16 protein-coding genes are annotated in these 20521 nt (G+C 36.9%); 14 read left to right on the top strand and 2 right to left on the bottom strand.

Going from position 1 to position 20521, the window contains the following annotated elements:
* Window positions 1-48: 48 nt before the first annotated feature.
* Window positions 49-3303 carry a BTAD domain-containing putative transcriptional regulator gene (locus P0N36_RS10580; RefSeq protein ID WP_275842818.1) on the bottom strand — a complete coding sequence of 1085 codons (3255 nt, stop codon included), beginning with the start codon at window positions 3301-3303 and terminating at the stop codon, window positions 49-51.
* Between the two features lie 348 nt (window positions 3304-3651).
* Here P0N36_RS10580 and P0N36_RS10575 point away from each other — a divergent pair, with 348 nt between their 5' ends.
* From P0N36_RS10575 to P0N36_RS10525, 11 genes are all read left to right on the top strand, one after another.
* Window positions 3652-4371, top strand: a complete 720-nt coding sequence (locus tag P0N36_RS10575) for a hypothetical protein (protein ID WP_275842817.1) — start codon at window positions 3652-3654, stop codon at window positions 4369-4371.
* Complete coding sequence (locus P0N36_RS10570) at window positions 4368-5387, top strand: hypothetical protein (RefSeq protein ID WP_275842816.1); 1020 nt, start codon at window positions 4368-4370, stop codon at window positions 5385-5387. Before P0N36_RS10575 ends, P0N36_RS10570 begins: the two co-directional genes overlap by 4 nt.
* A 155-nt stretch (window positions 5388-5542) precedes the next feature.
* Window positions 5543-6775 (top strand): lysozyme inhibitor LprI family protein, encoded by a 1233-nt coding sequence (locus P0N36_RS10565; protein ID WP_275842819.1) that lies wholly within the window; start codon window positions 5543-5545, stop codon window positions 6773-6775.
* A 21-nt stretch (window positions 6776-6796) separates the two neighbouring features.
* A complete protein-coding gene (locus P0N36_RS10560; protein ID WP_275842815.1) occupies window positions 6797-7168 on the top strand; it encodes a hypothetical protein in 372 nt (123 codons plus the stop codon).
* Window positions 7165-7848 (top strand): hypothetical protein, encoded by a 684-nt coding sequence (locus P0N36_RS10555; protein ID WP_275842814.1) that lies wholly within the window; start codon window positions 7165-7167, stop codon window positions 7846-7848. Before P0N36_RS10560 ends, P0N36_RS10555 begins: the two co-directional genes overlap by 4 nt.
* A 162-nt stretch (window positions 7849-8010) precedes the next feature.
* Window positions 8011-8373 carry a BlaI/MecI/CopY family transcriptional regulator gene (locus P0N36_RS10550; RefSeq protein ID WP_275842813.1) on the top strand — a complete coding sequence of 121 codons (363 nt, stop codon included), beginning with the start codon at window positions 8011-8013 and terminating at the stop codon, window positions 8371-8373.
* A 2-nt stretch (window positions 8374-8375) separates the two neighbouring features.
* Window positions 8376-10451 (top strand): M56 family metallopeptidase, encoded by a 2076-nt coding sequence (locus tag P0N36_RS10545; RefSeq protein ID WP_275842812.1) that lies wholly within the window; start codon window positions 8376-8378, stop codon window positions 10449-10451.
* A 491-nt stretch (window positions 10452-10942) separates the two neighbouring features.
* Window positions 10943-11188 (top strand): NAD(P)H-dependent oxidoreductase subunit E, encoded by a 246-nt coding sequence (locus P0N36_RS10540; RefSeq protein ID WP_275842811.1) that lies wholly within the window; start codon window positions 10943-10945, stop codon window positions 11186-11188.
* Window positions 11185-12912, top strand: coding sequence for a [Fe-Fe] hydrogenase large subunit C-terminal domain-containing protein (locus tag P0N36_RS10535; protein ID WP_275842810.1), 1728 nt, complete (start codon window positions 11185-11187; stop codon window positions 12910-12912). Before P0N36_RS10540 ends, P0N36_RS10535 begins: the two co-directional genes overlap by 4 nt.
* Complete coding sequence (locus P0N36_RS10530; RefSeq protein ID WP_275842809.1) at window positions 12896-14086, top strand: SpoIIE family protein phosphatase; 1191 nt, start codon at window positions 12896-12898, stop codon at window positions 14084-14086. Before P0N36_RS10535 ends, P0N36_RS10530 begins: the two co-directional genes overlap by 17 nt.
* Window positions 14073-15518, top strand: coding sequence for a 4Fe-4S dicluster domain-containing protein (locus tag P0N36_RS10525; RefSeq protein ID WP_275842808.1), 1446 nt, complete (start codon window positions 14073-14075; stop codon window positions 15516-15518). The genes P0N36_RS10530 and P0N36_RS10525 overlap by 14 nt, the downstream gene beginning before the upstream one ends.
* A gap of 124 nt (window positions 15519-15642) precedes the next feature.
* Here P0N36_RS10525 and P0N36_RS10520 read toward each other — a convergent pair whose 3' ends face one another.
* The gene (locus tag P0N36_RS10520; protein ID WP_275842807.1) at window positions 15643-16569 is read right to left on the bottom strand and encodes a helix-turn-helix domain-containing protein; all 927 of its coding nucleotides are present in this window, start codon (window positions 16567-16569) and stop codon (window positions 15643-15645) included.
* A 144-nt stretch (window positions 16570-16713) separates the two neighbouring features.
* Here P0N36_RS10520 and P0N36_RS10515 point away from each other — a divergent pair, with 144 nt between their 5' ends.
* The 3 genes from P0N36_RS10515 to P0N36_RS10505 form a co-directional block, all read left to right on the top strand.
* A complete protein-coding gene (locus tag P0N36_RS10515; protein ID WP_275842806.1) occupies window positions 16714-18975 on the top strand; it encodes a pyruvate formate lyase family protein in 2262 nt (753 codons plus the stop codon).
* Window positions 18956-19897 (top strand): glycyl-radical enzyme activating protein, encoded by a 942-nt coding sequence (locus P0N36_RS10510; RefSeq protein ID WP_275842805.1) that lies wholly within the window; start codon window positions 18956-18958, stop codon window positions 19895-19897. Before P0N36_RS10515 ends, P0N36_RS10510 begins: the two co-directional genes overlap by 20 nt.
* A 52-nt stretch (window positions 19898-19949) precedes the next feature.
* Window positions 19950-20521 (top strand): ABC transporter substrate-binding protein (locus tag P0N36_RS10505; protein WP_275842804.1); only part of this gene is annotated, 572 nt, incomplete at its 3' end.

Here is a 20521-nt window from a genome sequence, read left to right as displayed (position 1 = left end):
CAGCAGAGTATGCTAACAGATTACATGCTGAAGGTGCATCAAAGTTTGTTACAAACTGTTCAAGTTTGGTTCCACACCCATTTCGGCCTTGAAACGTTTCTCAAATTGACGCATAAATGAATTGGCTCGAGCATTTTGTCCTGTGTGTTGATATACTCTTAAAAGCAGTTCGCATGCTTTTTCATCGTAGGGATCTATGCGCATGTGTTTCTCGAGAATTGATTCAGCCTCTTTTAGAGCATCCTTTTTCAATAATAGTTGTAAAAGAGTGTGTGAAACTTCAATATATATGGCTTTATAGTATTCCTGGGATAAAGATACCCATTCATCATAGGAATTGTCCTCTAGAAAATCCCCCGTATATAGATCTGTCATTTTTGTAAGCAGATCTTCTGCTGGTAAAGTTTGCGATTTATATGTATTATACAGCCTGCAAAACTCTTCCACATCGGTTTCGACAAGGTTTTTACTGCTTATGCAGAATCCGTTTTTTTCCTCAATAATCAGCGGATATTCATCCTCAAAACCCATTCCAAACCTATCGAGTGTTTTTCGCAATTCGTACAAAGCAACTCTAAGGGATGTAAAAGCTGCTTTTTTGTCGGAATCTGGCCAGAATACTCCCGACAAAGTTTCGCGTGAAATGCTCTTTCCAGAGTGAGCTAATATATATTTTAGTATTCCACTGATTTTTCTAGTTTTCCACTCTTTATTTTCAATAATAACTTCACCTTTTTGGATAGAAAAGTTGCCAAAAAGGGTAACTTTGATTATTTTTTGTACTTTCTCTTCAGACTCGCAGCAGGCTGTTATAAAACTATTTGGATTAGTAACGGCTATACCAGAGTTTTTTACCATACGCTCACTATGCACAGACCCAAAATATAAACCAATTATTTTACGCATATGTTCAGGGAATAGATTTTTTTCTATAGCCAAAGCACATGCACGGATCAATGTAAAATAATCCATTCCGAAGAAAAACACATAATCATTTTTGCTACTTAGCCTTGCCCATATGTTAAGATATTTTTTTAGTAGTTTCGTGCAGTTTTTTCTATAATATAAATCAGCAAGATGCATGGCAATCGTGGACATATGCTGGCGTGCTTTTTTGTTAAAGGATTCATTATAAGATGACAATAGAAAATCTTCTGCTTTTTCATAATTGCCTGCAGCCTTGTATAGTGCCCCCATCATTCCCTGGCAAAACTCGTAGTAACCATGACCAGCATACTGCTTTGAAATATTTGCAAATTCAAGCTCTGCTTTTTCAAGCAAGGTTTGTGCAGGTACTATTTCCGCTTCCCACAAATATTTTAATATCATAGCTCCGCTGGTAAAAATAGGGCTGCCATATCTACTATACGCAGCAGCCTCTTCTTCTAAGTCAGAAATAGCTCCAACAATGTCTCTTGTTTGATATTTTATTACAGCGGAAATCTCTAAGGCAAAAGAACGAGAAAAGTCAGAGTCGTATTTTTCTCCTAATAGAGCAAATTCTGTCATCAATTTTTTGGATGCTTCAATATCTCTCATAAGCATTAAAGTGCTGTAACAGCCAACTAAACCGATAATACGCCATTGATCACTTAAAAGGCCTACTTGGTGTTCTAGTATTTGATCAAGAATCTTGCGTGCTGACTTAAGACGGCCGATTCTATAAAAAAGTAAAGCACGAATGGTTAAAAAACTATAATCCCATATGGCTTCAGGGATTATCATCCTTGCCATCATTTTACTAAGCACATTTCCCAATATTAGCTTTTCATCTGCTACAGTATTAATGAATCCGCTAATCAACAGTTTTTTTAAAGGAATCCCGCCGCTTAAAGCTACCTTAAACTTAGGAATATAGGACGCAACATCTTTTGCATATTTAAAATCATTTGTTTGAAAAGACATTACTAAAATCATACCAAAGGTGTTCATAAGGTATGACATATCTTTTTGATATCGAAGCATTAAAAGTGCAGCTTTAAAACAGTCATAGGCTTCCTCAATTTCAGTGGTGAGCAACATTAGTCCTCTAAAAAAAAGTAAATAAGGATCTCCTTTAATAATATTTTCAGGAAATTCTGTTACCAGATACATGATTTTTTCGGGTTGACCTTTGGCAAACAACTGAGCTCCAAAAATAGAGATGATTTTCAAGGCTTTGTTTGTTTGATCGGCAGCAATATAAAGTTGTACAGCTGGTCGTAGATCTTCATTCTTTTCGTAATAATGAGCAGCCTTGGCATATAAGGTTTTTATATAGGCTTCGCTTTTTATTTTTTTTAAATACACTTCCAACTCTCTACGGAATAGAGAATGAAAACGGTATTTCACTGGTTGTGTCATGAATTTTTGTATATACATGTTGCTTTTTTCTAACCATTCCAGCATTTCTAAGGCGTTATCGACTTGAAGGATCTCGTCTAATTCCTTGTATGAAAAGTCTGGGAAAATGGACATTTCTGCAAGAATTTGAAGTCTATCTACATCCATTCCCTTTAAATATTCATTAAAAAAATGATTAAATAAGGTTTGCTCAGTAGCATAATCCGCTTCTAGCCCATAGTTCGACTGATATGGAAGCGGGTTATCGATGTGGCTAATCATAAAAAGCCCAGCAATCCAACCTTCCGAAAATTCATGTATACGGTCAAGTTCTTTCGTGGTGGATTTGATTTTATATGTGTTAAGAAGCAGTTTTTCAGTCTCTTCTCTTGTAAAACGTAGATCATCCTCATTTATGAGGGTGATATTGTTGTTCAAAGCAAGCTTGCCAGTAAAAATACTGGTATCTACTCTTGACATGACTAACATACCTATTTCAATTGGCATGTTAGCAATAAAGTATCGTACTGTTTCCGAGATTAAGGGGTTCTCAACAATGTTTTGAAAATCATCTAAAACTAGATAGTGAAAATGCTGTTCATCTGAAAAATACTCCCAGGCATCCTGGCAGATCAGTGCATTTATCAGCGAATATTCTTCTGAAATATTGCTAATACCTGAGAGCCCTCTATAGCAGTCTAACCTTGTTTTGTCAACGCCTGAGAAAAGTGTCTCAATTACATGGGAATAAAAAACCGGTAAAAAAGCATCTTCTCTTTCCAGTCTGTACCAGTGTATATACTGCCTTTCTTTTTTTAGAGACAAGAGTACGGCAGTTGTTTTTCCAAAGCCGCCAGGGGCGGTTATGATAACAGCTCTCTTTTTATTAATGGGCAAGCTTTTAATTCGCTCAGAGTATAAAGCCTTCTTTGGAAGCTCTGGGATTATTAGCTTAGATTTTAAAAGTAGTGTGTTTTGCATAGAATCACCTGTAATAGAGAAAATATAATAAATTTAACAGTTAATTTCACGTTTATTTAACGATGAGCAAAAAAAATTTTTTAGAATAACAATATATTTTACATTTAGTTAACACCTGGTATGTTAGCATAACGTTGTGCAATAAAAATTATAAGAAAAGGAGGGTAATCTTATTACAAAGGGGAGTTTTATATTGTTATTGCTTTAAAATAATGCATTAATTTATTATACCTTAAAAGAGTATTGATGTAAAATATTCGAAAAAAAAGAGAGAATGATTGAATACAGAACAACCTTTTAAGATTAGACAAATTGCCAACTAATTTAGAAAATGAAGGAGAGATAGAAATGAAAAAGAGATGTGTCATAACCGTTGTTTTGTTAATGGGTGCCTTGTTCTTATTTGGGTGTGGTAGTGGTTCCACTGACACTAAACCACTTCAGCAGGAGGCAGCTCTAGTGGAAACCATTGCAGAAAATGAAATGATGAGTGAAGGAACGAATGTAGCCCTAGCGGAAACCATAATAGAAAATGAAATGATGAGTGAAGGAACAAAAATAGCCATATCAACAAAGACCTATAAGACCTTTCAAGGCTTATCCCTAGATATGAGCATTGAGGGATTGATTGATAAGATCACCCGAGAAGGAATGGTGGAAATAGCTCCCATGAAGGCAGGTGCACTAGAGACAGAAAAGACAAAATATGCCTTTGATGAAGAAAAAGATTTGGCAGATGTGGAGTTTGAGATTTGGGAGGACACCGTGATTGCTGTGAAATACACCGTGAGAATAGGGCTTGAGGATACAGGATTTACAGCAGACAAGAAGCTATATGATCATCTGGTAGAAAAAATTAAAAGTGGTGAGATTTCAACACTTGAGCAGTTGGAAAAAGAAATAGGTAAGGGATATGTGATTCTTAAGGACTATAGAAAGTTTAAAAACCTTGAAAGCGGAACAAAAACGGTATACCGATGGCCGGATGCCGGAACCTATCACATTGAAGCTTCGGTAGATGAGGAAGGTAATCTCATCGGTTCGGTTAAAGGAAGTGTTCGAAAATGAAAAGAATAATATGTTTATGCGACACACGTGTCAGGAGTATTTTTCTAATCAGCTGTCTTGTCATGATGATTCTCTGCCTTGCCTTATCCGGATGTTCTGCCTCCCATCCGGAAAAAACGGCTGGAGTGCAGGAAGTATCGGAAAGAAATGAATCAAAAACACCGGAAGATTGGGGTAACACAATGGATTTTTCTGGAACCTGGGCAGGGACACAGCTAATCGCGGAAGTTAGCAATGAAGAGATGGCAGACATGGAAGGGACGTTTATTGACTGCTGGTTGGATCTTTCATTTGAAGATTATCATCAGGGTACTGGGAAAATGCAGCTTGCTGATGCTCTGGCAGGACCCAATCTGACAGCCCTTGTCTCTAATAATCGGTTGACGCTGACTGGAGAGTTGTGGGAAAGTCCTTTCCAATGGAACGGAACCTTTGAGATGGAAAACAATGAATGGCACTTGGTGGGTGGCGGGGATATCCAGGATGGTGATATGACTATCCATTTTGTACTGAGTCTATCTCTGGATCCTGACAGTCTGGCACAGGAACCGGGAATCACCTCAACAGCAGAAGCATCCGAAATTAGCCAGGAAGGCAGCTCCGGAGACATAACCTTTGGGCCGCCCATCCAAGGTGAACGGTTTGAAACAGAAAAGGTGTCCATGGTGGTACCAACAGGATGGAATGTGATGGAGATTAGCGATGGACTTCAAGCCTATCAGGGGAAAAACGCCGTTGAAGTCTGGGTGAGAGGCAGCGGTCTTGGTGAAGATGCTGCTAAGAAAGCCATAGAAGGGATGGCCAGAGACTATAATGGAAGTGATGTGGAGTCCTTTCAACACTGGGGCTTGAACTTTTACAGCACGGATTTTGAAATATATGGTATGCAGCAGATGAAAATGAGTGCGGTGATAAATGGTCAACGAATTGAGATTGGTCTTGCTATGGACGTCAGTGCGGATGACGCTACAGAAGACCTGTTGTTTGGGATGTTAGATACCATTGAATTTAATTGATAAGCGGCTGAACCTGCATAGAACATGGATATCTTGTAAAATACCGAAATGTCTGAATTTCGGTATTTTACTAATATTAGAAGGATCAAAAAAGAAAAAGGAAGAAAAACAAATAAGCATTTTAGATGAAGAGGGGAGGATATGTATTGAAAAATATGCCGGATAAAGTGAATAGAGTGGCCTCAATAATAGGAAACTGGGGGCTTAAACTTGTAGCTTTCTTTTTAATGTTGATTCTGGGAGCCTATGGAATTCTTCTACTTACGGGTGATGACCCCCCAAAAAATGCGGGAGAGATTGTGAGCATATCCCAAATGGCATCTACTAAGTCTCTTACAGAGGATAAAAGAAATTTGATTAAAGATTTTGAGGCATATTTGGAGGAGGTTAGAGTGATGGCCAAGGCCCATGGAGGAATTCTTAAGGAAGATGAGGCTCATATGGTATTAGAAGTATTTGACCACCTAACATCATCCTGGGAGCTGACAGAAGAGGAAAAAAACGATCCTTGGCTTCGCTACGTAATGGGAATGTGCCGAGAAGGGGTTAGTCTTGCTGGTAAAGATATGAGGGAGCTTGCTCTATTGGACTATGAATTTGCAGCCCAAAAGGGAGTGCCACAAGGTAAAATTGCCTATGAAAATCTAAAAAAACAAATAGAAGATAAAGAATCAACTAATGAATCAAGTCAAGAGATATCTCAAGGTATAAAAAGAATAAGCATAGAGGCCATTGATAAAGAACTGGAGAGATGCATGAACCAAAATCAAGATACACAAGGTACCATTTCCTGTATCAATGAGGCGATAGAAAAATGGGATTTAGAGGTTATGCGAGTATATGATCTGCTTATAGACACCTCACCTGAGGATGTGAAAAAAGCGCTAAAGGATGCCCAGGAAAGCTGGGAAATTTACAGAGAAAAGCAATATTCCATATTAGGTGAGGTTTACTTTGACATTTATAACCGCTTAGATGGTGGCACCATATGGCTTATTGCACAAGCTGAGTCTGAGATGAAAATACCTCGTCAAAGGGCAATTGATTTAGATTATTTCGTCAATGAAATACAGTTGGGGATGCCATCTTTTCCAGAGTTTTATCCCGAAAAGGAAACAGAGGATCATCAAACTGCCAATTTAGGTGTAAAAAATAACTACTTTGCTATAGGAAAAGCCCTAAATAAAAAGGAAAAAGCGGTAGAAGCTTACGAAGCTTATTGTATTTTCAGAGATAAGGAAGTATTTTTTATGGCTGTACTTTATGGTAAAACCAAGGATGAGGGTTTTATACTTCATAACTGTATGGTGCTAAATATGGATCATATTAAGATGTTAGAGGGAATTATGTCGGATATGGAACAAGGTGAAATAATCATACCCGATTAAATTTGAAAGGGGAAATGGAAAATGACACAAAACAAAGAAATTCTTTTAGGCACTTGGACAACAAATATTATTATTGATGGTAAACGGTTTTTAGGAGAATTAGTAATAACCAATGATGCAATGCATCTTACTGCCAAGTACAACATGTCACTTTTTGACACCTCAGCTCCCGCTTTTTTTTGCCGTCAGGATAATAATATGGTATGCAAAATCAGCCCAGAGGATATTGTTTCAGTAACATCAAAAACAAGCCTTCTTAATAAACGAATCATTCTGTTGGCCAAAGATGCTACTGAAAAGACACATGATATCATTTTAGACTATGGTATAATGTCTATTAATTCCATGCTGGATGCGCTTAATAAGTTGAAGGAAAAGGAGGAAAGCTTATGACATGGAAGGATGTGGTAGTACCCATTTTGTTTGTGATTGTACTGGGGGGAATGGCACTTTTGCTTACTCGTAGGGGAAGGCAAAACCATGAAGCAAGAGCAAAAGCCGCTGCACAAAAAAATTATCAATACAATGCTGCAACATCGGTAGTAGTTAATAAAGACGTACCCCGGAATCTCCTATACACCCTAAGGGATAATTCATCTAATGAAAGCAGTTGGAAAATGGAAGCCTATTTTAGAAAAAATGTAAAAGTCGGTAGTTCAACCACTAACAACATAGTTCTTTATGAGAATACAAAATGGTTAGGAAACGGGGGAGGCTTTAATGGGTTAATTATACCGAAATCCCCCATTGACTTATCTGTAGAAGAAATTGCCAAGAGTCTTGAGACGATGGGGCATAAGATGAATATTAGGGGACTTCAAAGGATAGCTCTCCCGGAGAGGCTGTCGAAGTATTTTGATATGTTTTCTGATGACGAAAGGCAGATGACGGATTTTGTACAAAAAAATGAGGAGAGTTTTTTTCTAGTGGCTGACAATTATCCCATTAGAAGGCATCTAGTGATCATGATTACACCAGACAATATAAGTATGAATGTTTCATGGTGCATAGAAAATCCCGAAGATATGATGGCCTTTGCTGAATTAGGTGCTTCACTTTTGATATTAATTTGAACAGTTCAGAACCGTTTTACCGTATACTATAATGTACAACAGGCAAAAGAGAAAGGGTTTCTTTTGCCTGTTTTTGGTATTAAAAATAAGTATTGACAAATGGGTCTACAAGTTGTAGACTTGCAATATAAAGTCGATAACTTATAGACCAAGGAGGACATCATGGAGGAGTATAAACTTACAGAAAGTGAAGAAAAGTTTGCTGAGTTAATATGGCAGAACGAGCCGATGGGTTCCGGTGACCTTGTGAAGCTAAGTGAAAAAGAAATGAGTTGGAAAAAGTCCACAACATATACAGTACTGAAGAAATTATGTGATAAGAATATTTTTCAAAATGAAAATGCTGTAGTTTCATCTATCCTTACAAAGGATGAATATTATGCCAAGCAAAGCATAGACTTTGTTGAGGATACTTTTGGAGGGTCCTTGCCAAAATTTCTAACAGCTTTTATTGGTGGGAAAAAATTAAGTAAGCATCAAGCTGAAGAATTGAAAAAATTAATTGATCAGCACAAGGAGGTGTAATAATGCGTGAACTCTTTCTTTCTGTTATAAATATGAGCCTTACAGCAAGTTATGTAATCTTATGTGTAATCTTTATTAGGCTACTGCTCAAAAAAGCGCCAAAGGTCATCTCATATGCCTTATGGGGTGTGATTGCTTTTCGCTTAATAATTCCATTTTCCTTTGAAAGCATGTTTAGCCTTATACCACGGAATATAAATGCGGTGCTAATTCCCCATGATATTGTCTATCAGCAAAGCCCACAGGTTAATAGTGGGATAGAAGTGGTTGATTCATTAGTGAGCAATTCACTTCCCGCACCCAATGTTGGGGCAAGTGTCAACCCATTGCAGATTTATACAGAAATAGGTACTTATATTTGGATTTTAGGAATAATGGTACTGCTTATCTATAGTGTAGTATCCGTTTTACGATTAAAAAGGCAACTAAAAGGTGCACAGTTAATTGAGCAAAACATCTATCACGCTCAGAAATTGAAAACACCATTTGTGCTTGGCTTAATAAGACCCAGGATATATCTACCAGTTGACCTAAGTACCACCGAAAGAAGCTATATTTTGCTACATGAACAGACCCATATCCAGAGAAAAGACCATATAATTAAGATACTAGCTTTCATAATACTATCCATACATTGGTTTAACCCTCTTGTGTGGATTGCGTTTTTGTTAATGAGTACAGATATGGAACTTTCTTGTGATGAAAGGGTACTGAAAGAAATGAATGAAGAAATCAAAAAGCCTTATGCGAATTCCTTATTATCTCTTGCAACTGGACGACATATTTTAAATGGAAGCCCTCTTGCTTTTGGAGAGGGAAACGTTAAAGGGAGGATTATAAACGTGTTAAATTATAAAAAACCAGTATTTTGGGTTGTTATTGTGGCACTTATTACTGTGATAGCGGTTAGTGTAGGGCTAATGAGTAATCCCCAAGAAAAACAGCTGTCAATAGAGGATTATGCTCATCAATTTATTGAGGAAACAATTGCAGATTATAACACCGAGGATAATTATTTTAAGATAATAGATAGGAAAATAACAAAGCTTGAGAAGATAGCATCCTTTGATGAACTGCTACCTGCAACCACACTTGATATTTGGAGTCTCGAATACCGCCTTAAGCCCGAAGATATAAGTGGGATTATGTTGGCAGGTGGTATGAATGAAGTTGACGGTTGGATTACGGAGGAGGCTAGTATGGGTAAACCGATATTGGTCTTTTCATATGATCACTCTACGCCTAAGTTTTTAGGTAGCTTTTGGAGTGGTGAAGCTGATTTCTCTACACTTGCAGGGCAAGAAATGGCGCTTCGGATTTTTCTAGAAACGAGAGAAATGTTACCAAAGGAAACATACAGTGGGAATCATATTGTCATAAAATTTCCAGCTTCCACAGGCGAAACATATCAGCTATTTTTATCCCAACCTGTTGTTCAGGGAGAAGATGGGATTTGGTGTGTAGAGCGATGGATGGATGGAAACGGCACAGTATATTATGTTACGCCAGAAACAGACATTAAGATAGCAGATTATTATAAAGCGTTGCAAAAACAAAATGATGAAGGGGATAACCTATCCCTTATAGATCCATTGGAAGTGGCTATAGATTATATAAAAAATGACCTGGGCCAATTACAAGTATCTATTCATGACCTTGTTCAAAAATACTCAGCAACAATAGAGGATTTTATGGAAACGCCGGAAAGCAATTTTATAGGGTTTATATCAAACTTTGAAATCGATGAATATTCTAAAGCTTTTTTTCATCTGGATCAAATTGAATGGCTGACACTTGATGATACTGAAAGGTTGGAGGCGCTTGATATAGATCCAGATGAAGATATGCCAGGTGGGTTTTATATTCATAATCCAAACAGCTATCCTATGTCTTTTCAAGTAGCTGAAGATGCTCAATACAATATTATAAATTGGAGCGAAAGTGCTACCCATAAATCGGTTAGCACTCAAGCGTTCAAAGAACATCTTGAACAATATTATTCGGATTTTGTACCACCATTTAGAGTGGTTACAAAGGATGGGTATGTGCAAAGCATTACAGAACAATATGTGCCCTAAGAGTATCAAACAGGAGAAGGATCTCGATGGGTTGGAATCAAAAACTCATGTTGCTATTGGTACAGGCATTTAAGCTCGAGTTTGTTTCCGTTTGGATCTTAACGATAGTGTTCTCCTTAGGATTAATAAAAGCTTTGGGTATGCCTTAAAAAGAACCTATGCAACCATTGTCATTTCTAGAGGGATATTGACGATATGTTCATTATTGGCTGCGTTGTATTTTGATGGATTTTTTTGGTGTTGTTAAATAGTAGCTCATAAATGGCATAAATAAATGTACAAATAAAGTACGTTATAAATTTAACGAAAAGTCTTGATAAATATTTCGAAATCGAGTATGATGGACATATAAATGAAGCCGAGAAATACGATTTACCTTAATATAAAGGCTTTTAGAGTATAAAAATAAAAAAAAGACACTATTTTTTTTAATACCAAACGTTAATAATTTAACAATATAATAAAAAATTCATAGTCAACGGAGGTAATTTATGGTCATTCAAGTCTGTATTGGAAGCGCATGTCATTTAAAAGGTTCATATGAGGTCATTCAAACTTTAAAAAGTTTAATTAGCACGTATGGTCTTGAAGAAAAGGTAACACTGCAATCATCTTTTTGTTTAGGCATTTGTGGTAAGTCAGTAAGTATTAAGGTGGATGATCAAGTCTTATCATTGAAACCAGATGAAGTCATCGACTTTTTCAAAAAAAATGTTCTCGAGGTGATAAATGGATGAAGTTTATAGAATTCGACAAATCTTTGTGTGATAACTGTTTTAAATGTTTACGTGCATGTCCTACGAAAGCGATTAGCTTCAACAAAGAAGAAAGAAAGATTATGGATCATCTTTGCATCAAATGTGGTAGATGTTTGGCAAAATGCCCTCAAGATGCTTTGAAAATAAAAAACCCAATTGAACAAATTAAATCAGATCTTAGCAATGGGGTATCCTATGCGGTAAGCCTAGCCCCTTCTTTTATTGGTGCTTTTCAATTAACTTCACCAGGACAAATGGTTGCAGGGCTAAAAAAACTTGGGTTTAGTCTCATAGAAGAAACAGCGGTAGGTGCTGAGATCGTTTCAATGAATTATGAAAGACTAATAGGTGAAAAGGCTGGACAACAAATGGTGACCAGCTGTTGCCCTTCTGCAAACTATATGATTGAATACCTATATCCTGAATTGATTCCTTCTATATTACCGGTTGTTTCACCAATGATTGCTCATGGATTGTATATTAAACAAAGGCATGAATCCATAAAAGTGCTCTTTATTGGACCATGTTTGGCTAAGATGGCAGAAGCAGAAGAAATAACTGGAGCCATTGATGCTGTCATCACTTTTGATGAACTCAGTCGCTGGTTTGTGGAAGAAGAAATCATGTTAGAAGGATTAGCAAATGAAAAATTTGATCTTACAGGTAGTCGAAGAGGTAGAGGATTTCCCCTTGGGACAGAGTTCATAAATGAACAGGATAAGACGCCTTCAAAGCAGCATTTTAAACAGATTAGTGGTATGCATCAATGTCGCAGTTTATGTGAGGAGTTGATTCAAAATCCAATCGAAGGCTATGTTTTTGAACTGAATATATGTGAAGGTAGTTGTAATAATGGACCGGATTTTCCAAAGAACGCCCACCAAAGATACCATAGAGAGAAGTTAATGGAAGCATATCGATTAGATTTTGATACAGATTATGGACCTTCTATCAGACTTGATGGTAGTGAAGTAAAAGTCAAACGGATATTTAGCCATAGAAAAGACATGCGCGAGATGCCAAATCATAGTGAGATTAAAGAAATATTAAGACAAATGGGTAAATATACAAAACATGATGAACTTAATTGTGGTGCATGTGGGTATGTGGATTGTCATGAAAAAGCTCAAGCAGTTTTCTACGGTTATTCAGATGTACATGAATGCTTGGCTTATTTAAGAGGCAAAGCTGAAAATATGCATTCTGTGTTAATAGATAATAGTCCAAATGCTGTGTGCACAATTGACAAAAAATTAACAATAATAGAAATTAACCCAACCTTCGACGCCATTTTCAATGAAACTTCAGTAAAAACCATTGGCCTGCCAATTGAAACCTTTATCGAAGAAAAATTATTTGCTGAAGCATTGAATAACCGGACAAGCGTCAAAGGTAAGAGAATCTATGTACCTTCTGTACAACGCCATTTTATAACGAATATTATCTATCACGAAGGGGATGATGTATTGCTATGCTTTTTTACAGACATCACCCCAATAGAAGCAAAGAAAAAGGCTTTGGAGCAGGTCAAGAAGGAGACATTATTAAAGACGCAAGAGGTTATTGATAAGCAGATGCGCGTTGCTCAGGAGATTGCCAGTCTCTTAGGTGAAACCACAGCTGAAACAAAAATGAGCCTTAATAGCTTGAAAAACCTAGTGTTAAGGGACCAAGGAGGTTTATTGGATGACATCGAGGAATGACGTTTTTATAGATGTAGCTCATTATAGCTTAAATAAAAAAGGTGAAGAGTTATGTGGTGATAAAGTTGAGGTGTTTAAATCAGAGGATCGAACTTTGATTGTATTAGCAGATGGTCTTGGAAGCGGGGTTAAAGCTAATATATTGGCAACATTAACATCTAAGATCGCCATTACAATGCTGAAAAAAGGAGCGAATATTGAAGAGGTCATTGATACAATTATACATACATTGCCAGTCTGTAAAGTTAGGGAAATAGCCTACGCCACCTTTAGCATTATAGAAATTGATAAAAATTTAAGGTGTAAGATTTTTGAATCGGAGAACCCACCCTTCTTTTTCGTTAGGAATGGAAAAATCATGGAAACGGAGAAAACGATTAAAGCATTTTATGATAAAAAAGTATGGATTAGCTACCTAGATCTAATTCAAGATGATTTTGTAGTCGTATGTAGTGATGGGGTCATACATGCGGGAGTAGGTAATATTTTGAATTTTGGTTGGGAATGGGAGAATGTCGCTGCTTTTTTAGAACGTGAAGGGAATCAAAATGCTAGTCAATTAAGCCAAAGACTTATTGGTGCCTGTAATGATCTCTATTGTGAAGCCCCTGGAGATGATACAACCGTAGTGACGGTGAAGATTAGGAAACCACTTCAGGTCATGCTCTTTACGGGGCCACCTATTAATCCCCTTGTGGATGAGCCTTTTGTTGCAAAATTCATGAAAATGGATGGTAAAAAAGTTGTATGTGGTGGAACGGCAGCAAATATTGTCTCAAGAGTCCTGAACCATCCAATTAAAACATCGCTGACTTATATAGACAAGGATGTACCACCAACAGCTTATATTAAAGATATTGATTTAGTGACAGAAGGGGTGTTAACCCTACAACGTACCATTCAACTTATTGAAAGTTGGGGAAAAAAACCAGATAGTGTCATTACTTCTAAGAGTGATGGTGCTACCAGATTGTTTAAATTAATGATTGAAGAAAGTACGCATATTGATATATGGCTTGGTAAAGCCATGAATCAAGCGCATCAAAACGCCGATTTTCCAATTGAGTTAAGTATGAAGGTTACAGTTGTAAAAGCCTTGGTAGAGGCGCTTAAGCAAGTAGGTAAAGAGGTTTGCTTGCATTACATATCGGAGGATGCTTATGAGAATATTTGAAAATCAAGTCCAACAAATTAAAAATGAAGTCTATCAAAAAGTTGCACAATATGCATTTGAAGGTATTCTGGATGAAAAAACCAAGGAGATTCCTTATGAGATTAACCCAGGACCTAATCCAAGGTTTCGATGTTGTATTCATCATGAAAGAGCTGTAACATCTGAGCGACTATTAATGGCTTTTGGTGGAGACGAATCCAACGATAATCTTGTGGAAGTATTGCCATCCGCGTGTGATCAATGCCTTGAAAACCGATATGTGGTGACAGAAATATGTCGTGGGTGTTTGGCACACAGGTGCAAGCAAAGTTGTCCCAAAGACGCTATAACCATCGTTAATAATAAAGCATTCATCGATCAGTCCAAGTGTATTGAATGTGGAAGATGTCATGCGAGTTGCCCATATGATGCCGTCGCTGACGTTATGAGACCCTGTGTTAAGGCTTGCCCAACTGGAGCAATCCAAATGGATGAGCATAAAAAGGCGATAATCGACAATGAAAAGTGTATTCAGTGTGGAACCTGTGTTTATTATTGCCCATTTGGAGCCATTCAAGATAAGTCTCAAATCGTGGAAGTCATTGAGGCCTTAAAACAAAAAAATAGGAAAGTATATGGCATTATCGCTCCAGCGATTGCGACCCAGTATAATTATGTTGACTTGGGAAAAGTTATAACAGCCATGAAAATACTTGGGTTTACAGATGTGGTTGAGGTAGCTCTAGGTGCAGATGTTGTAGCTATTCACGAAGCGGAAGAATTGATCCATCGCCTATCAGAAGGTGACACATTTATGACCAGTTCTTGTTGTCCTGCTTTCGTTAATTACGTTCATGAAAAATTCCCTGAATTAGTGGGACATATTTCCACAACCATATCTCCAATGGTAGCCACTGCACGATTGGTAAAGTCCATAGATCCTGAAGCTGTGGTTGTGTTCATTGGTCCTTGTATAGCAAAAAAAGAAGAGGAACATCGACAGTTAGAAGACCAAAGTGTTGATTATGTGTTAGTATTTGAGGAATTGACGGCAATGATTGAAACGATGGATCTAAATATAGAAGATCTTAAACCTTCTCCGCTAAACAATGCTTCTGCCTATGGACGCGGTTTTGCCACTTCAGGCGGTGTAACGGCTGCTGTTAATGAGATTCTCAAAAATAAAGAGTTGGATATGACCATTGAACCATTAGTTTGTGATGGGATAGAAGCTTGCGATAAAGCCCTAAGATTAGGAAAAGCTGGCCGCTTGAAGTATACTTTTATAGAAGGGATGGCTTGTAGAGGTGGTTGTATCAAAGGACCAGTTACCATGCATTATGGACCGCAAGATACAAAGGCCCTGGTATCCTATTGCAATGAAGCCATTGAAACGGCATCAGTTAATGCGGTTCGTATTTTTAATTTGCAAAATATTCAAATGGAGCGCTAGATTAAAATCTATATCAAATTTGCTGAAGAATTAATTAAAGGAAAACCAATAAATGAAAATTCCGTATCGAAATTAACGCGATACGGAATTTTCATTTATTGGTTTTCGATATGTAGAGTCAATCTTAATAAAAATCCTTCAAAGGTATCGCCTTATTAATAGTACTCGTATCTAATGTTGGAAGTTGCATCGCGTCCAAATCTTCTTGATCAATCTTAGGTGACTTTCTAAAAGCATTTGGTGCTACGCCATAAACAGCTTGAAAGCAGTGATAAAAATGACTTAAATTACCAAAACCTACTTCGTAGGAGATATCAATGATTTTTGTTTCGGAAAATGCAATAAGATTTGCGGCATATTCGCAACGTATTTCATTGATAAATTGCGTCGGAGTTTTATTGAGGTATTTTTTGCACATTCTAGAAAGGTGCTCAGGGCATTTGTCAGAAAGCCGATACATGGCATCCAGACCAACAACAAAATTTTCTTTCTTATGCATTTCAAAGGCTAACCACTTAAGCCATGTGGGCACATTGCTATTCCCCTTAACGATTGAAGGTGAAAAATATTTTGTAATGATTCTCATCAGTACAATTCGGAATATATAGGCAGAATTCTCTTTAGATAATCGCCTGGATAACACCAATTGCTCTAGTTCAGCAATAACTTCATTGAACTCATTTTGGTCTAAATGCACCATAGGGGGTAACGTTGACATTAAAAGTTTTTCTGCATTAAAGCTAGGCCCAAGGTAATTCAGTAATTCTGTTATTGCATTCATGGGTACGAGAATATTAATGATGCTAAAACGTTTTGAGGTTTCTTCATAGTTGTGCGCATCATCAGGTCGAATAAAAACGAGATCTCCTTTTTGGAGTTGTTCGATGGCTCCGTTCACATGGTGCTTAGCGGTTCCTTCATTAACAATAAATAATTCATAATAATTATGAAAATGCTCAACTTTTAACTGATTAGGATCATCAATGATGCTTGCATAATTATAATTGGGATTGTTTATGAAATTATTGATGGAAATCTGTATGGGTTTCATAAGGTTCCCCTCCAATAGCATGAAAATACGTTGTTAAGTCAATATAGCACAAAGAATTAGTCAATGCAAGAGAAGAGTTTATTTAATAGTCTTGGTATAATAAATGCAATTGGTAAGGACAATGGTAACGTACAAGGAGGATTTATGAATAATTTCAAGGTTAAAAACCCTAGAGAAGATTTGCAATACGAAATAAATTTTACAAATGCTTATAGAGAAGCAATAAATAAATACAATCGACCGGAAGAAATTGAAGTTGCATCCTTAAAAGCTCAATTTCCTGCAGCATTACACCCTATTCAGGACGAAGATTTATTTGCCGGACGGTTGCAAATGGGGTTAGTAGGACTTGGCATTCAAGGACAAACAGGTGGTTTTGGGTACTATATGGATGAAGAAAAAGTAACGCGAGAGCTTGAGTTTGCTACTGGAAATGCAAAATACCGTGAAGACCTTCATGATCTACTAACATTTTGGAAATCAAAAAATACAACAACGATTATTTTCAATCAAAGACCAGATGAATTACAGGACATTTTTCCATCAATGGAGTGGAAGAAAGAGCCTTTACCAGCTTGTCCGATTATCCGGATGGCAGGGGCCTTTATAGATTATGAAAAACTTCTTAATTTAGGACTTAATGGGCTTATGGATTTGGTGAGAAACCGTCGAAAAGTGGCTATTGATAATAACGAAGATGTTGTAATTTATGATTGTATGTTAGAAGAAGTTGAACTTGTAAAAAGCGTGTGTGCGTTCTATTGTAGTCAAGCGATTAAATTAATGAACAATACGGATAATCCACAAAGAAAGATTGAATTAAAGAATATAGCAGATGCATTATTGAAGATTCAAATGGACCCACCAAGCAGTATGTTTGAAGCATTACAATTGTCATGGTTATACGGTCTACTGATTCCTTTGTTACAGCATGGTAGAGTTGATGAGTATATCGGCGATTTTTATGTACATGATATAGATAATGGCATTATTACAGAAGATGAAGCTTTGGCGATGCTACAATCTTTCTTCAGACTTATCAATCACATGGATTCAGAGACAGATGGAAGAGTCATTATCGGTGGATATGGACGGAGAAATCCCAAAAATGCAGATCGAGTTTGCTTGACAATTATTGAAGCTTGTCGTACGGTTTTAGAACCTTTACCACAGACGACACTACGGTTTAACAGTGAAACGCCTAAAGCTATATGGGATGCGGCAATGAATTGTATTGAAGAAGGAAGAACATACCCATTGTTATATAACGATGATATCCTTGTATATGCTATTGGTAAGGCCTTTGATGTTTCAAAGGAAATAGCTGAGTCATACATGCCTCTTGGCTGTGGTGAATTTGAATTTAACCATTTTAGTTTTGGTAGTCCTAATGGTTCAGCAAATTCACTTAAAATGTTAGAATTAGCAATTCGTGGTGGTTATGATCATGTGAGTAATAAAGAGATGGGGCCAAAGGTTAAATCTTTAAAAGCGTGTACGAGTTATGATGAATTCTATGAAGAATATAAGTCGATTATATCCTATTATATCGTCGCTCAAGCAAAATTTCAAAAATATGAGTATGATATAACCGGAAAAATGCATCCCTTCTTATTAGTGTCGATGCTATATGACGGTTGTTTAGAATCCGGTAAAGCAATATTTAATGGGGGTTGTGCCCATTTAACAGGTGCATTAGAATTATATGGAAATGTTAATTCAGCTAACGCGTTAGCAGCCATTAAAAAACACATATTCGAAGAGAAAACACTGACTGTAGATGCGTTAGTAACAGCGATGGATCACAATTTTTATGGGTACGATAAAATCCGAAAGCTATTATTAGATGCACCGAAATATGGCAATGATGATGATTATGTGGATGATATCTATATAGACTTACATAATTACATTGCAGAAAAATCAAGAGAACAAGCTTCGGCTGTAGGACTTAAAGCGTATCTATATGTGACCATTAATAATGCACAAAACACCACACTAGCAAGATGGGTTGGGGCGACACCGGATGGTAGAAAATCAGGCATGCCTATGGCAAATGCAAACAACCCTTCACCGGGAACGGATAAAAATGGATTAACAGCTATGCTTAACTCTCTTGCAAAGCTGTCTCATGATAATCATGCTGGAGCGGTTCAGAACATGAGATTTACAAAAGAACTCATGGCCAGTTCAAGAGAAAAGGTACATCGTGCATTAATTAGCTATTTTGTTAGAGGTGGTGCACAAGCAATGATTACTGTCTTAGGTAAAGAAGATTTATATAATGCAATACAAAAGCCGGAAGAATATAAGGATCTAATCGTGCGTGTAGGTGGATTCAGTGCTAGATTCGTAGATTTAAAAAAGGACATCCAGCAGGAGATATATGACAGAGTTACCTATTAATACAAAAAAAGCACGGGTGTTTGATATACAACGATTTTCATTGAATGATGGCCCTGGTATTCGCACAACTATATTTTTCAAAGGCTGTCCCCTTCGGTGTGAATGGTGTCATAATCCTGAATCGTTTTTGTCAGGACCGCAGTTTTTATATAATGAGTCGTTATGTGTCAATTGTATGGAATGCATTCCGGTATGCCTTCCAGGGGCACATGATAAAATTGAATACCAAGGTCAAGAGAAACATGTTTTTGATCATGAACTGTGTAATTTATGTGGAGAATGTGTTAAAGTATGCTGTTATGAAGCGCTAAAGATTATTGGGAAAGAATATTCAACAAAAGAATTGCTGGATGAACTTAAGCCGGATCTTGTGTACTATGAACTACCTAATGAAAGTCTTGAGAGAGGCGGCATAACGTTATCAGGTGGGGAACCGATGAATCAAGTTGACTTTATTGCGGACTTTCTAGACTTAACAGATGGTATACATATCTGTATGGATACTTCAGGGTATGCACCACCTGAAAATTTTTTGAAGATATTACCGAAAATAGATTTGTTTCTTTTTGACTATAAAGTAACGGATCCTGAAAAACACATATATTATTGCGGGGTGGACAATGCACTGATTTTATCAAACTTAGACCTTCTTTATCATAGTGGCGCTAATATAGTGTTAAGGTTTCCAATAATACCTGGCGTGAACGACAATCTTGAACATTTTGAAGGCATTGCAAAACTGATGAAGAAATATGACCGAATTGAGTATGGTGAAATTATGGCTTATCATAACTTGGGTATATCAAAAATTGAGCAATTTGGCATGATGGATATGGGCATTCATCAGAAGAGTGTAAACAAAGAAGAACGAAGTAAATGGATCTCAATTATTAAATCTTATGGCATTCATCATATAAGATAAAAATTTCGACACTTATAAAAGAGTCGAAATTAAAAAAAGGAGAAGATATATTATGTGGAATAAGAAAAGAATCGTAGGGTTGTTATTACTGTTGGTAGTGGTTTTTAGTGTGGGGTGTAAGGGCAAAGAGAATGATGTAAAAGAAGAAACAACTGAAACTGAAGTAACTGAAGAGGCAACAGAAGTAGCTAAAGAACCGACTTCATTGTTTGTATCAAGATGGGCAGGTCCTCATGCGGACACACAAAAAGAAATCATTAAAGATTATACCGATTCAATGGTTACAATTGATGATGTAGACTACGGTAATCTTAAACAAAAGCAAATACTTTCGTTTCAATCAAGACCAGGCGATGGCAACTATGATGTGGTTTGGGTTAACTATTTTTGGATGAAAGAATACGTAGAAAACGGCTACTTATTGCCAATCGATGACTACATTAAAGAGAACGGACTTGATACTTCAATGTACTCAAAAAGTATGATGGAGAGTTGTATTTTTGACTCGAAAACATATGGATTACCAACTTTTGCACAGACGTTAATATTGACCTATGATTCAGTAGCTTTGGAAAATGCTGGATTAGAAGTACCTAAGACAACAGATGACTTGATTGCAGTTGC

Origin of the sequence: Petrocella sp. FN5, assembly GCF_029210395.1 — a bacterium.
Classification (GTDB): Bacteria; Bacillota; Clostridia; order Lachnospirales; family Vallitaleaceae; genus Petrocella.
The sequence above is the reverse complement of the archived record's forward strand: the minus strand, read 5'-3'. Positions and strand labels throughout refer to the sequence as shown.

Excerpts from the sequence above, each read along its gene's own strand:
- P0N36_RS10580 (WP_275842818.1), bottom strand. The coding sequence starts at position 3,303 with ATGCAAAACACACTACTTTTAAAATCTAAGCTAATAATCCCAGAGCTT.
- P0N36_RS10575 (WP_275842817.1), top strand. The coding sequence starts at position 3,652 with ATGAAAAAGAGATGTGTCATAACCGTTGTTTTGTTAATGGGTGCCTTG.
- P0N36_RS10570 (WP_275842816.1), top strand. The coding sequence starts at position 4,368 with ATGAAAAGAATAATATGTTTATGCGACACACGTGTCAGGAGTATTTTT.
- P0N36_RS10565 (WP_275842819.1), top strand. The coding sequence starts at position 5,543 with ATGCCGGATAAAGTGAATAGAGTGGCCTCAATAATAGGAAACTGGGGG.
- P0N36_RS10560 (WP_275842815.1), top strand. The coding sequence starts at position 6,797 with ATGACACAAAACAAAGAAATTCTTTTAGGCACTTGGACAACAAATATT.
- P0N36_RS10555 (WP_275842814.1), top strand. The coding sequence starts at position 7,165 with ATGACATGGAAGGATGTGGTAGTACCCATTTTGTTTGTGATTGTACTG.
- P0N36_RS10550 (WP_275842813.1), top strand. The coding sequence starts at position 8,011 with ATGGAGGAGTATAAACTTACAGAAAGTGAAGAAAAGTTTGCTGAGTTA.
- P0N36_RS10545 (WP_275842812.1), top strand. The coding sequence starts at position 8,376 with ATGCGTGAACTCTTTCTTTCTGTTATAAATATGAGCCTTACAGCAAGT.
- P0N36_RS10540 (WP_275842811.1), top strand. The coding sequence starts at position 10,943 with ATGGTCATTCAAGTCTGTATTGGAAGCGCATGTCATTTAAAAGGTTCA.
- P0N36_RS10535 (WP_275842810.1), top strand. The coding sequence starts at position 11,185 with ATGAAGTTTATAGAATTCGACAAATCTTTGTGTGATAACTGTTTTAAA.
- P0N36_RS10530 (WP_275842809.1), top strand. The coding sequence starts at position 12,896 with ATGACATCGAGGAATGACGTTTTTATAGATGTAGCTCATTATAGCTTA.
- P0N36_RS10525 (WP_275842808.1), top strand. The coding sequence starts at position 14,073 with ATGAGAATATTTGAAAATCAAGTCCAACAAATTAAAAATGAAGTCTAT.
- P0N36_RS10520 (WP_275842807.1), bottom strand. The coding sequence starts at position 16,569 with ATGAAACCCATACAGATTTCCATCAATAATTTCATAAACAATCCCAAT.
- P0N36_RS10515 (WP_275842806.1), top strand. The coding sequence starts at position 16,714 with ATGAATAATTTCAAGGTTAAAAACCCTAGAGAAGATTTGCAATACGAA.
- P0N36_RS10510 (WP_275842805.1), top strand. The coding sequence starts at position 18,956 with ATGACAGAGTTACCTATTAATACAAAAAAAGCACGGGTGTTTGATATA.